This is a genomic window from Pseudomonas sp. IT-P260 (assembly GCF_949768395.1).
In the GTDB taxonomy this organism is placed as follows: Bacteria; Pseudomonadota; Gammaproteobacteria; order Pseudomonadales; family Pseudomonadaceae; genus Aquipseudomonas; species Aquipseudomonas parakoreensis.
The window spans coordinates 13,425-25,646 of the sequence record NZ_CATKPO010000011.1; the positions used below are offsets into that span (position 1 = coordinate 13,425).

Consider the following 12,222-nt stretch of genomic DNA (forward strand, 5'->3'; position numbering starts at 1 on the left):
CTCTGTATCAGGAACTTTACCTTCAGCTGACGCGGGCCTGACGCACGCCTTCGGACAGCGCCTTGCACAGACCCAGCACGCCATCGACCGCCTGCGCCGGCGTGGTCGCATTGGCGATGTGATCGATCAGTGCCGAGCCCACCACCACACCGTCCGCCAGGCGGGCGATGGACGCCGCCTGCTCCGGAGTACGGATACCGAAGCCGATGCTGATCGGCAGATCAGTGTGTCGACGCAGGCGAGCCACCGCTTCTTCGACATGCTCCAGAGTCGCGGCACCGGCACCGGTCACACCGGCCACCGACACGTAGTAAACGAAGCCCGAGCTGCCATTGAGCACTTTCGGCAGACGCGCATCGTCAGTGGTCGGGGTGGTCAGGCGGATGAAGTCCAGACCGGCAACCTGCGCCGGATCGCACAGCTCGGCGTTGTGCTCCGGCGGCATGTCGACCACGATCAGACCATCGACACCAGCGTCTTTGGCATCAGCGATAAAACGCTCAACGCCATACATGTGGATCGGGTTGAAGTAGCCCATCAGCACCAGCGGCGTATCGTTGTTGCCTTCGCGGAACTCACGCACCATCTGCAGGGTTTTCGCCAGATTCTGCCTGGCGCCCAAGGCACGGATGTTCGCCAGTTGAATCGCCGGGCCGTCGGCCATCGGGTCAGTGAACGGCATGCCCAGCTCGATCACGTCGGCGCCAGCGCCCGGCAGGCCTTTGAGAATCGCCAGCGAGGTGTCGTAGTCCGGATCACCGGCGGTGACGAAGGTCACCAGCGCGGCGCGATTCTGTTGCTTGAGGTCGGCAAAACGGGTTTGCAGGCGGCTCATCAGTGTTTCTCCTGCTTGGACTGTTCCATGTGATGCATGACGGTCTGCATGTCTTTGTCGCCACGGCCGGACAGGTTGACCACCATCAGGTGATCCTTCGGCAGTTTCGGCGCGCGTTTGAACACTTCAGCCAACGCATGAGCGCTTTCCAGCGCCGGGATGATGCCTTCGAGGCGGCAGCACTGGTGGAACGCAGCGAGGGCTTCGTCGTCGGTGACCGAGGTGTACTGAACGCGGCCGATGTCATGCAACCAGGCGTGCTCAGGGCCAATGCCCGGATAATCGAGACCGGCGGAAATCGAGTGGGCGTCGATGATCTGGCCGTCGTCGTCCTGCAGCAGGAAGGTACGGTTACCGTGCAGCACGCCCGGCACGCCGCCGTTCAGACTGGCCGCGTGCTTGCCGGTTTCGATGCCGTAACCGGCGGCTTCGACGCCGATGATCTCGACGCTCTGATCGTCGAGGAACGGGTGGAACAGGCCCATGGCGTTGGAACCGCCGCCAATGCACGCCACCAGGCTGTCCGGCAGACGACCTTCCTGGGCTTGCAGCTGCTCGCGGGTTTCCTTGCCGATCACGGCCTGGAAGTCGCGCACCATGGCTGGGTACGGGTGCGGGCCGGCCACGGTGCCGATCAGGTAGAAGGTGCTGTCAACGTTGGTCACCCAATCACGCAGCGCTTCGTTCATCGCGTCTTTCAGCGTCCCGGTGCCGGCCACCACCGGAATAACTTCGGCGCCCAGCAGCTTCATGCGGAACACGTTGGCCTGCTGCCGCTCGATGTCCGTGGTGCCCATGTAGATCACGCAATCCAGACCGAAACGTGCGGCCACGGTGGCAGTCGCCACGCCGTGCATGCCGGCGCCGGTCTCGGCGATGATGCGTTTCTTGCCCATGCGCCGCGCCAGCAGAATCTGGCCGATGCAGTTGTTGATCTTGTGCGCGCCGGTGTGGTTCAGCTCTTCGCGCTTTAGGTAGATCTTCGCGCCACCGCAGAACTCGGTCAGACGCTCGGCGAAATACAGCGGGCTCGGACGACCGACATAGTCACGCTGGAAGTAGGCCAGCTCTTCCTTGAACGCCGGATCTTCCTTGGCCGCCTCGTATTCGCGGGCCAGATCGAGGATCAACGGCATCAGGGTTTCCGCCACGTAGCGGCCGCCGAACGCACCGAACAGGCCGTTATCGTCAGGGCCGCTGCGCAGGTTGGAGGTGTTCGAAGTCTGGGTCATGATGTGCTCCAGGTGAATTCGGGTGAGAAGACAATGGCGCCCACTCTACCCCTGACCTTCCAGGCTGAAAACCGATAAGATCGCCATAACCTGTCAGGAAAACTCACAGATACCATGAGCCACGACCTTCCCCCGCTGAACGCCTTGCGCGCGTTCGAAGCCACCGCCCGGCTGAACAGCGTCAGTCAGGCGGCCGAACAGCTGCACGTCACCCACGGGGCGGTCAGCCGTCAGTTGAAAGTGCTGGAGGAGCATCTCGGCGTAAGCCTGTTCGTCAAGGACGGTCGCGGCTTGAAACTCACAGATGCCGGTGTTCGACTACGAGACGCCAGCGGCGAGGCCTTTGATCGATTGCGCAGTGTGTGTGCCGAGCTGACGCAGAGCACCGCTGACGCGCCGTTCGTGCTTGGCTGTTCGGGAAGTCTGCTGGCACGCTGGTTCATCCCACGCCTGGGGCGGCTCAACGCCGATCTGCCGGACTTGCGTCTGCACCTGTCAGCGGGTGAAGGTGACCTCGATCCACGGCGCCCCGGACTCGACGCTTTGCTATTGTTCGCCGAGCCGCCATGGCCGGCAGACATGCAGGTCTACGAACTGGCCGCAGAACGCATCGGCCCTGTGCTGAGCCCGCTGTTCAGCGGTTATCAACGCCTGCAGGCAGCGCCGGCGTCAGCCTTGCTCAGCGAGCCGCTGTTGCACACCACGTCGCGCCCGCAAGCCTGGCCGAGCTGGGCACAGCAAAATCACCTCGACGCCAAAGCGTTGAAGTTGGGGCAAGGTTTTGAGCATTTGTATTATCTGCTGGAAGCCGCAGTGGCCGGACTCGGCGTGGCAATCGCGCCCGAGCCGCTGGTGGCCGAAGACTTGAAGGCCGGTCGCCTGGTTGCACCGTGGGGCTTCTGCGAAACCCCGGCGCAACTGGCGTTGTGGCTACCCAAGCGCGCCGCAGACGGGCGCGCCCGGCAACTGGCGCAGTGGCTCAAGAACGAGCTGCGCCAGACAGATCACTCGCCGCGCTTGAACAGCAGGTAAGCGGCCAGCAGACCGATTGCACCGACCGCCACACCGGCGGTAGTCCAAGGATGTTCCTGAGCGTAATCGCGGGTGGCGATGCCGGTCTCACGGGTTTTCACTTTGACTTCTTCATAGGCGTCGCTGAGCAGGCTGCGCGAATGTTTCAGCGCGCTTTCAGCGTTGCTCTTGAGTGCCTTGAGCGTCTTGCGCGACTCGTCCGAAGCATCGTCTTTGAGGCTTTCCAACGATTTGAGCAGACTCTCGATCTCGGCTTCCATGCTTTGCAACGAGGCTTTACGTAAAGAGGTGTTGGCCATGGTGGCTCTCCTGCATTGGTGATGAGTGGCGTGTGTTGGTTGGGACTTCAACGGTTTGAGAAAGTGCAGAAAATCTGAACTTCACGTGCATCGAGCCGCCGAAATCAACAGTGCAGATTCACTGCTAGTCTCAAATCCACACGTCAAGGAGATCGCCATGAGTGACCATCACACCTACAAGAAAGTCGAGCTGGTCGGCTCGTCCACCAGCAGCATCGAAGACGCCATCAACAACGCGCTGGCCGAAGCCAACAAGAGCATCAAGCATCTGGAGTGGTTTGAAGTGGTCGAGACGCGTGGCCACATCAAGGACGGCAAGGCTGCGCATTTCCAGGTAACCCTCAAAGTCGGCTTCCGCATTGCCAGCAGCTGAGTTTGGGCTACGCTTCTGAACTTGCGCGCTGGCCGAGTGCCATAGGAATGGCAAAGCGCTACAAGGTGAGCGCATCGGCATAGCCGGTGCCCGCCTCTTTTAATCCGACCAGGGAGTGCGACCGATGAAGAAGTTCATATTGGCAGTAGGTTTGTTGAGCCTTGCGGGTGGCGCGTTTGCTGCTGGCAAGCCTTGTGAAGAGTTGAAAAGCGAGATCGCGGCGAAGCTGGATGCCAAGCACGTTTCCGGGTATTCGCTGGAAGTCGTCGACAAGGGTGCGGCCGCTGACGGCAAAGTCGTCGGCACCTGTGAAGGCGGCGCCAAGGAAATCGTCTACAAACGCGGTTGATCGCGCCTGAAATGCAAAAGCCGACGCGAAGGCGTCGGCTTTTTTGTGGGCGATGATTTACATGCAGGAGCTGCGGCACGCTGCGATCTGTTGATCCTGGCTTTAAAAAAGCAGATCAAAAGATCGCAGCCTCGTTTCACTCGACAGCTCCTACAGGGGGCGGCGTTTATCCCTTCATGACCTGCGCCAGCAGTTCGTAGGAATGCACGCGATCGGCGTGTTCATACAGATCACAGGTGAAAATCAGCTCGTCGGCCTGAGTCTGCTCGACCAGCACTTCCAGTTTCGCGCGAATCTTCTGCGGACTGCCGACCATCGCCAGGCCGAGGAAATCCCCCACCGCCTCGCGCTCATGGGGCAGCCACAGGCCGTCCATGGTTTTCACCGGCGGACGCTGCACCAGACTCTGCCCACGCATCAACGCCAGAATTCGCTGATACACCGACGTCGCCAGATAATCGGCCTGCTCATCGGTATCCGCCGCCACCAGCGGCACCCCGAGCATCACGTACGGTTTATCGAGCACCGCCGAGGGCTTGAAGTGGTTGCGATAGACGCGAATCGCCTCATGCATGAAACGTGGAGCGAAGTGCGAGGCGAAGGCGTACGGCAAGCCGCGCTCACCGGCCAGTTGCGCACTGAACAGGCTGGAGCCGAGCAGCCAGATCGGCACATGGGTGCCGGTGCCGGGCATGGCGATCACCCGTTGATCCGGAGTGCGCGGGCCGAGGAAGCGGGCCAGCTCGGCGACGTCTTCCGGGAAATCGTCGGCACTGCCGGAGCGCTCGCGGCGCAGAGCGCGGGCCGTCATCTGATCGGAGCCGGGCGCGCGGCCCAGCCCCAGATCGATGCGTCCCGGGTACAGGCTTTCAAGAGTGCCGAACTGCTCGGCGATCACCAGCGGTGCGTGATTGGGCAGCATTACTCCGCCAGAACCGACGCGAATCGTCGAAGTCCCCCCGGCCAGATATCCCAACAGCACCGAGGTGGCGGAGCTGGCGATGCCGTCCATGTTGTGGTGCTCGGCCACCCAGAAGCGGGTGTAGCCGAATTTCTCGACGTGCTGCGCCAGGTCCAGCGAGTTGCGCAGCGATTGCGCCGGGCTACCGTTCTCGCGCACCGGCACCAGATCGAGGGTGGAAAACTTTACGTCGGACAGTTGCTTCATAAACCTGCGTCTCCGAGTGGGGTGCAGGTTTTTTCTTGCGAACGAAAACCTGCCGAATTCATAAGCGTGTTCTGTGCAATGAGGGCATATACCCGAGTTTCAATAGCTGAGGGAAAAATCCTACTAAAAAAGTCAACGATTCACCTGAGCTGAACTTTGTCCCGGCGTCTATCCTCAGAAGCCTTGCAAGCAAAATCCACGACGGCGCGGCGTTTCGCGCCAGATCTTGAGGAGGCAGACATGGCTATCGTGAAGAAAGCATCCGCACATTGGGCAGGCGATCTGAAAACCGGCATCGGCTCGATCTCTACCGAGACCGGCGTCCTCAGAGAAGCGCCTTACGGCTTCAAGGCCCGCTTCGAGGGCGGTAAGGGCACCAACCCGGAAGAACTGATCGGCGCCGCGCATGCCGGCTGTTTTTCCATGGCGTTTTCGATGATTCTCGGTGATGCGGGTCTGAAGGCCGAGAGCATCGATACTCAGGCAGAGGTCACACTGGACCAAGTGGATGGCGGCTTTGCTATCACTGCAGTCAAACTGATTCTCAAGGCGAAAATCCCGGGGGCGACTCAGGCGCAGTTTGAAGAACTGAGCACCAAGGCGAAGGAAGGGTGCCCGGTGTCCAAGGTATTGAATGCGAAGATTACCCTTGAGGCTTCGCTGGTCAGCTAAGTCGGCGCTGACTGACCCATTCGCGAGCAGGCTCGCTCCCACTTTGGAATGCATTTCAAATGTGGGAGCGAGCCTGCTCGCGAAGGTGGACTGGATAGCACCGCAATTGCTGAAGATGTGAGCGACATCAGAACCTGCGCTGCAAGAATATGGTCGAATAAGTGACAGCAGCTTCAGCGCACGCCCGTGCGCGCTGCCCCATGGAGCTTCAGGATATGAAACGTATTGGCTTGGCGATCCTCTGCAGTGCACTGGCCACTTCGGTTTTTGCGACACCGAAAGACTGCGAAGAACTCAGAAAAGAAATCGAAGTAAAGATCCAGGCGAACGCCGTGCCGTCCTACACGCTGGAAATCGTCAGCAAGGAAGAGGCCGACAAGCACGACGTGGCCATGGTCGTGGGCACCTGTGAAAACGGCAGCAAGGCAATCATTTACCAGAAGAACGACAACTGATCCGTCTCAGCTGAGGCAGTCCATGTCGTGATCCTCGGCTACGATCTCATGCTTGGCGTTGTACAGGCGGGCACTCGGGGTGAACCCTAGCGAGCGACCTTCCAGCAAATAACGCTGGCCGGCTTCGAAATGGTCGTAGCGGATGTACAGGTAGCACAGCCGCTCGATCGGGCCGGTCATCAGCGCACCGCCGCCACCAAACACCTCGAAGTCAAACCGCACCCGCAGCTCGTGGCTACCAGGCGTGACCTGAAAGAAACGCCCATCGGTCAGCCGTTGATTGTCCAGGCGCTCGGCCATGAGCAGTTTTCCGCCGGGGGTCGGGGTTGAGAAGTCGACCCAGGCCATTTGCGGATCGACCGGTGGCAGTGGCGTCTGGCAGCCGGCGATAGCGCCGACTGCGAGCAACAACATCAACTTGCGCATGATGGATGTCCAAGGATTCAGACTTCCAGCATAGCGCTGATCACGTGCGCTGACAGCCTGCCGGCGTACCTTGGCCGACCACATTGTGCTGCTCGTCATAGAGCTTCGCCCATGGCCGGAAACCGATGCTGCCAGCTTGCAGCTGATAGCGCTGACCGGCGTTGAAGTCCTTGAATTTCAAATTCAACTGGCAGTCGCGCCATAGCGGTTCGGCATCGGGGCCGATGTTGGTGGCTTCGACCGGGAATTGGTAGCGCACCTGTAATTGGTGGCTGCCGGGCTCGACCTCAAAATAACGTTTGTCGACGGTCGCCTTGTCATCGACCTTCAGCGCTTGCAGCGCCGTGTCCTGTTGCCGGGCATCGAGATCGATCCAGGCTTGCGAGGGGTCAGGGTCGGGCATTCCGAATCCGGCACATCCGGCCAGCGTCAGCAGGCCTCCTGTCAGCAACAACATGCGCATAGCGAAGCTCCAAATGGCGGGATAGTCTTGCGGGCAGACTTTCCAAAGGATTTTTATTTTGAGCAGGCCGCTTCCAAGCCATGGGTTACTTGATCGCGTTTTTCGGATTTTGTTTCCGGGGGTGATGTTTTTGTTGCTCAACGGTTGTTCCAGCGTCAGCTATTACAGCCAGTTGGCGAGCGGCCAATTGCAGTTGCTGCGCGCGCGCGAGCCAGTGGCCAAGGTGATCGCCGACCCGAGCCGCGACGCCAAGCTGCGCACGCACCTGAGCCAGTCACAGAAGGCCCGGAACTTTGCCAGCGAACACCTGCACCTGCCGGACAACCAGAGCTATCGGCTGTACGCCGACATCGGCCGGCCCTATGTGGTGTGGAACGTGTTCGCCACCCCGGAGTTTTCCCTGAAGCCGCAGAACCATTGCTTCCCGATCGCCGGTTGCGTGGCCTATCGCGGCTACTACAGCCAGAGCGCCGCGCGCGGCGAAGCGGCGATCCAGCGTCTGCAAGGCATGGATGTGTCGATTGGCGGCGTCGAGGCCTATTCGACCCTCGGCTGGTTCAATGACCCGATCCTCAATTCGATGATGGGCTGGGGCGATGAGCGCCTGGCCACGCTGATCTTTCACGAACTGGCGCATCAGCGCTTCTATGTGAAGGACGACACCGAGTTCAACGAGTCCTTCGCCACGTTTGTCGAGCAGGAGGGCACCCGCCAGTGGCGGGCGTTTCGTGGCCTGCCTGCGGATACCGACTCGCGGCTAAAGCAGCGTGATCAGTTCATTGAGCTGGTGCTGGAAACACGCTCACGCCTGGAAAAGCTCTACGCCCAGCCGCTACCGGCCGAGCAGATGCGCGAACGCAAAGCGGCGACGTTCGAGCAGTTTCGGCGCGATTACCGGGTCATGCGCGACAGCCAGTGGGCTGGGGACAAGCGTTATGACGCGTGGGTGAATCTGCCGCTGAACAATGCGCGGTTGTTGCCGTTTGGGCTGTATGACCAGTGGGTGCCGGCGTTTGCGGCGTTGTTCAGGCAGGTTGGCGGGGATTGGGGGCGGTTTTATGTTGAGGTCGAGAAGTTGGGTGAACTGCCGGTGGCTGAGCGCAAGGCGGCACTAAGAGCGCTGGCAGAATCCTGATTTCGCATTGGCTGAACTGGCCTCTTCGCGAGCAGGCTCGCTCCCACATTGAAGCGGGGTGCAACAAAAATCCCCAGTGGGAGCGAGCCTGCTCGCGAAAGCAATTTCATCAACGCCGCAAAAACGCCTGATGCAATTCGGCCAGCGTTTCAAAGTGATAAGCCGGCGCCTCAGCGCTCAACTCTGCAAAACTGCCAAACCCATACCCCACCGCCGCCGCGTCCACGCCGTTGCTGTGCGCGCCGATCAGGTCGTGCTTGCGATCGCCGATCATCAGCGTGTTGCGCGGATCCAGCCCTTCTTTAGCGATCAGATGCGCAATCAGCTCGACCTTGTTGGTCCGCGTGCCATCCAGCTCACTGCCGTAGATCACCTTGAAGTGTTTGGCGAAGTCGAAGTGCCGGGCAATTTCCCGGGCGAACTCCCAAGGCTTGGAGGTGGCGATATACAGCTGTCGTCCCTGGCCGCTCAGGGTTTCCAGCAGCGGCGTGACGCCCTCGAACACACGGTTTTCGTACAGGCCGGTGACCTTGAAGCGCTCGCGATAGAAATTCACCGCCTCCCAGGCCTTGGCCTCGTCGAAGCCATAGAACTGCATGAACGCCTGCAACAACGGCGGGCCGATGAAGTGTTCGAGTTTGCTCAGGTCCGGCTCGTCGATGCCGAGCTTGCTCAAAGCGAACTGGATGGAACGGGTGATGCCTTCACGCGGGTCAGTCAGGGTGCCATCGAGGTCGAACAGTACGGTCTGGTAATGCATGAGAAATCCTGAGCAGGTGTAGGTCGATTCAGAGCTGGTCGTAGCCTTCGGCCAGATGCAGGTCCTTGAGCTTCACGTAGTTCGCCGCGCTGTAGGTGAAGAAGGCGCGTTCCTTGTCGGTCAGCGGACGGACCTGTTTCACCGGGCTGCCCACGTACAGGAAACCACTTTCCAGGCGCTTGCCCGGTGGTACCAGGCTGCCGGCGCCGATGATCACGTCATCCTCGACCTGCGCGCCATCCATGACAATGCTGCCCATGCCGATCAATACGCGGCTGCCAACGCTGCAGCCATGCAGCATGACCTTGTGAGCGATGGTCACGTCATCGCCGATCAGCAACGGAAAACCGTCCGGGTTGAATGGACCGGCGTGGGTAATGTGCAACACGCAACCGTCCTGCACGCTGGTGCGCGCACCGATGCGGATGCGGTGCATGTCGCCACGGATCACGGTCAGCGGCCACACGGAGCTGTCTTCGCCGATTTCGACGTCGCCGATCACCACCGCGGAGGCGTCGATAAACGCGCCTTTACCGAGCTGCGGGGTGTGATTCTGGTACTTGCGAACGGACACGATAATTTCTCTCTCTGTCGCCGATAGCTGCGGTGAGTGCCGATTGTAATTAAGATGGGCGCATGTTTCTCCCAGCCAAGGTGCCAACCGTGAGCGTGAACAACCCTCTTCTGCAGTCCTACGACCTGCCGCCGTTCTCCACGATCCGTGCCGAACACGTGCTGCCAGCCATTGAAACCATCCTGGCCGACAACCGCGCCGCCATCGCCGAAATCCTCAAGACTCAAGTCGAGAACCCGACCTGGGCCGGCCTGGTATTGGCAATGGACGAACTCAACGATCGCCTCGGCGCTGCCTGGAGCCCGGTCAGCCACCTCAACGCCGTGTGCAACAGCGCTGAACTGCGCGAAGCCTACGAGTCGTGCCTGCCGGCCCTGAGCGCCTACTCCACCGAGATGGGGCAGAACCGCGAGCTGTTCCAGGCTTATGAAGCGCTGGCCAACAGCCCGGAAGCCGCCAATTTCGACGTGGCGCAAAAAACCATTCTGGAACACGCCCTGCGCGATTTCCGTTTGTCGGGTATCGACCTGCCGGAAGCCGAACAGAAGCGTTACGCGGAAGTGCAGAGCAAACTGTCCGAGCTGGGCAGTCGCTTCTCCAACCAATTGCTCGACGCCACGCAAGCCTGGACCAAGCACATCACCGACGAAGCTGCCCTCGCCGGCCTGACCGACTCGGCCAAGGCGCAAATGGCCGCTGCCGCCCAGGCCAAAGGCCTTGATGGCTGGCTGATCACCCTGGAATTCCCGAGCTACTACGCGGTGATGACCTACGCCCAGGATCGTGCCCTGCGCGAGGAAGTCTACGCCGCCTACTGCACCCGTGCGTCGGATCAAGGCCCGAACGCCGGGCAGAACGACAACGGCCCGGTGATGGAAGAGATCCTCGACCTGCGTCAGGAACTGGCAAAACTCCTGGGCTTCGCCAGCTTCTCCGAGCTGAGCCTGGCTACGAAAATGGCCGAGTCCAGCGATCAGGTGCTGAGCTTCCTGCGCGACCTGGCCAAGCGCAGCAAACCGTTTGCCGCGCAGGATCTGCAGCAGCTGCGCGCCTTCGCCGCCGAACAGGGCTGCGCCGATCTGCAGAGCTGGGACAGCGGTTTCTACGGGGAAAAACTCCGCGAGCAGCGCTACAGCGTCGCCCAGGAAACCCTGCGCGCCTACTTCCCGATCGATAAAGTCCTCGGCGGCCTGTTCGCCATCGTTCAGCGTCTGTACGGCATCGAGATCGCCGAGCTGAAAGGCTTCGACACCTGGCACCCGGATGTTCGCCTGTTCGAAATCAAGGAAAACGGCCAGCACGTCGGGCGCTTCTTCTTCGACCTCTACGCCCGCGCCAACAAGCGGGGCGGCGCGTGGATGGACGGCGCCCGCGACCGTCGCCGCACCGTCGACGGCGTGCTGCAAAGCCCGGTGGCCAACCTGGTGTGCAACTTCACCCCGGCCGACAGCGGCAAGCCTGCGCTGCTGACCCATGATGAAGTGACCACCCTGTTCCACGAATTCGGTCACGGCCTGCATCACCTGCTGACCCGCGTTGATCACGCCGGTGTTTCCGGGATCAACGGCGTGGCGTGGGATGCGGTCGAGCTGCCAAGCCAGTTCATGGAAAACTGGTGCTGGGAGCCGGAAGGCCTGGCGCTGATTTCCGGTCACTACGAAACCGGCGAGCCGCTGCCACAGGATCTGCTGGAAAAAATGCTCGCGGCGAAGAACTTCCAGTCCGGGCTGATGATGGTGCGGCAGCTGGAATTCTCGCTGTTCGACTTCGAACTGCACGCCACTCACGGTGACGGCCGCAGCGTGGCGCAAGTGCTGGAAGGCGTGCGCGACGAAGTGTCGGTGATGCGTCCACCGGCGTACAACCGCTTCCCCAACAGCTTCGCGCACATCTTCGCCGGCGGTTACGCGGCCGGCTATTACAGCTACAAGTGGGCGGAAGTGCTGTCGGCGGATGCCTTCTCCAAATTTGAAGAGGATGGCGTGCTCAACGCCGAAACCGGTCGCGCCTTCCGCGAAGCGATTCTGGCGCGTGGCGGTTCGCAGGCCCCGATGGTGCTGTTCGTCGACTTCCGTGGCCGTGAGCCATCGATTGACGCACTCTTGCGCCATAGCGGCCTGAGTGAGGACGCAGCAGCATGAGTGAGGCACCTGTGATTACCAAGAAGCGCTTTATCGCCGGGGCTGTCTGCCCGGCGTGCAGCGAGCCGGACAAACTGATGATGTGGAACGAGGACAGCGTGCCGCACCGCGAGTGCGTGGCCTGCGGTTACTCGGATACGCTGAACGAGCAAGGGCTGTCGGTTCCCAAGGAACTGGGCACGCGGGTCAATACCAGCGCGCTCAAGCCGGCGCCGGACAAGACGGTCCAGGCCGTGCAGTTCTTTCCGAATCCGAAGCTGAAGAAAAAGTCCGAAGACTGAGCCGGCAAATAACCCTCCACGGTGCAA

Annotated in this window: 16 protein-coding genes; 8 read left to right on the forward strand and 8 right to left on the reverse strand. The window is 60.9% G+C overall.

Annotated features, from left to right (window positions below):
- Window positions 1-22 precede the first annotated feature (22 nt).
- Complete coding sequence (gene trpA / locus ACM6HV_RS06960) at window positions 23-835, reverse strand: tryptophan synthase subunit alpha (RefSeq protein WP_145593945.1); 813 nt, start codon at window positions 833-835, stop codon at window positions 23-25.
- Window positions 835-2,067 carry a tryptophan synthase subunit beta gene (gene trpB / locus ACM6HV_RS06965; protein WP_041074734.1) on the reverse strand — a complete coding sequence of 411 codons (1,233 nt, stop codon included), beginning with the start codon at window positions 2,065-2,067 and terminating at the stop codon, window positions 835-837. The genes trpA and trpB overlap by 1 nt, the downstream gene beginning before the upstream one ends.
- 114 nt (window positions 2,068-2,181) lie before the next feature.
- Between trpB and ACM6HV_RS06970 the strand changes: the two genes are divergently transcribed.
- Window positions 2,182-3,099 (forward strand): LysR family transcriptional regulator, encoded by a 918-nt coding sequence (locus ACM6HV_RS06970; RefSeq protein WP_145593943.1) that lies wholly within the window; start codon window positions 2,182-2,184, stop codon window positions 3,097-3,099.
- On the opposite strand, the gene ACM6HV_RS06975 is transcribed toward ACM6HV_RS06970, so the two are convergent.
- Window positions 3,072-3,398, reverse strand: coding sequence for a DUF883 family protein (locus tag ACM6HV_RS06975; RefSeq protein WP_003220391.1), 327 nt, complete (start codon window positions 3,396-3,398; stop codon window positions 3,072-3,074). The genes ACM6HV_RS06970 and ACM6HV_RS06975 overlap by 28 nt on opposite strands.
- A gap of 157 nt (window positions 3,399-3,555) precedes the next feature.
- Between ACM6HV_RS06975 and ACM6HV_RS06980 the strand changes: the two genes are divergently transcribed.
- Window positions 3,556-3,771, forward strand: coding sequence for a dodecin (locus tag ACM6HV_RS06980; protein WP_027610201.1), 216 nt, complete (start codon window positions 3,556-3,558; stop codon window positions 3,769-3,771).
- 124 nt (window positions 3,772-3,895) lie between these two features.
- On the forward strand, window positions 3,896-4,120 hold the full coding sequence (locus ACM6HV_RS06985; protein ID WP_041074738.1) for a DUF1161 domain-containing protein: 225 nt from the start codon (window positions 3,896-3,898) through the stop codon (window positions 4,118-4,120).
- A gap of 166 nt (window positions 4,121-4,286) precedes the next feature.
- Here the strand turns inward: ACM6HV_RS06985 and ACM6HV_RS06990 are convergent, their stop codons facing one another.
- Entirely contained in the window at window positions 4,287-5,288 is a 1,002-nt protein-coding gene (locus ACM6HV_RS06990) for an LLM class flavin-dependent oxidoreductase (RefSeq protein WP_095667890.1), read from the reverse strand.
- 240 nt (window positions 5,289-5,528) lie between these two features.
- Between ACM6HV_RS06990 and ACM6HV_RS06995 the strand changes: the two genes are divergently transcribed.
- Window positions 5,529-5,960 carry an OsmC family protein gene (locus ACM6HV_RS06995; RefSeq protein ID WP_041074742.1) on the forward strand — a complete coding sequence of 144 codons (432 nt, stop codon included), beginning with the start codon at window positions 5,529-5,531 and terminating at the stop codon, window positions 5,958-5,960.
- Window positions 5,961-6,175: 215 nt separating this feature from the next.
- A complete protein-coding gene (locus ACM6HV_RS07000) occupies window positions 6,176-6,415 on the forward strand; it encodes a DUF1161 domain-containing protein (protein WP_414903833.1) in 240 nt (79 codons plus the stop codon).
- A gap of 6 nt (window positions 6,416-6,421) precedes the next feature.
- Here ACM6HV_RS07000 and ACM6HV_RS07005 read toward each other — a convergent pair whose 3' ends face one another.
- Both ACM6HV_RS07005 and ACM6HV_RS07010 read right to left on the reverse strand, forming a co-directional pair.
- On the reverse strand, window positions 6,422-6,841 hold the full coding sequence (locus ACM6HV_RS07005; RefSeq protein WP_041074745.1) for a lipoprotein: 420 nt from the start codon (window positions 6,839-6,841) through the stop codon (window positions 6,422-6,424).
- Window positions 6,842-6,881: 40 nt separating this feature from the next.
- Complete coding sequence (locus ACM6HV_RS07010; protein ID WP_108181281.1) at window positions 6,882-7,304, reverse strand: hypothetical protein; 423 nt, start codon at window positions 7,302-7,304, stop codon at window positions 6,882-6,884.
- 58 nt (window positions 7,305-7,362) lie between these two features.
- Between ACM6HV_RS07010 and ACM6HV_RS07015 the strand changes: the two genes are divergently transcribed.
- Window positions 7,363-8,439, forward strand: a complete 1,077-nt coding sequence (locus ACM6HV_RS07015) for an aminopeptidase (protein ID WP_145593939.1) — start codon at window positions 7,363-7,365, stop codon at window positions 8,437-8,439.
- A 109-nt stretch (window positions 8,440-8,548) separates the two neighbouring features.
- Here ACM6HV_RS07015 and ACM6HV_RS07020 read toward each other — a convergent pair whose 3' ends face one another.
- Both ACM6HV_RS07020 and ACM6HV_RS07025 read right to left on the reverse strand, forming a co-directional pair.
- Window positions 8,549-9,199, reverse strand: a complete 651-nt coding sequence (locus ACM6HV_RS07020) for an HAD family hydrolase (RefSeq protein WP_414903834.1) — start codon at window positions 9,197-9,199, stop codon at window positions 8,549-8,551.
- A 28-nt stretch (window positions 9,200-9,227) separates the two neighbouring features.
- Entirely contained in the window at window positions 9,228-9,773 is a 546-nt protein-coding gene (locus ACM6HV_RS07025) for a gamma carbonic anhydrase family protein (protein ID WP_414903835.1), read from the reverse strand.
- A 62-nt stretch (window positions 9,774-9,835) separates the two neighbouring features.
- Here ACM6HV_RS07025 and prlC point away from each other — a divergent pair, with 62 nt between their 5' ends.
- Both prlC and ACM6HV_RS07035 read left to right on the forward strand, forming a co-directional pair.
- Entirely contained in the window at window positions 9,836-11,914 is a 2,079-nt protein-coding gene (prlC, locus tag ACM6HV_RS07030; RefSeq protein WP_174377004.1) for an oligopeptidase A, read from the forward strand.
- Window positions 11,911-12,195, forward strand: coding sequence for a YheV family putative zinc ribbon protein (locus ACM6HV_RS07035; protein ID WP_007962808.1), 285 nt, complete (start codon window positions 11,911-11,913; stop codon window positions 12,193-12,195). Before prlC ends, ACM6HV_RS07035 begins: the two co-directional genes overlap by 4 nt.
- The last annotated feature ends 27 nt before the right edge of the window (window positions 12,196-12,222 follow it).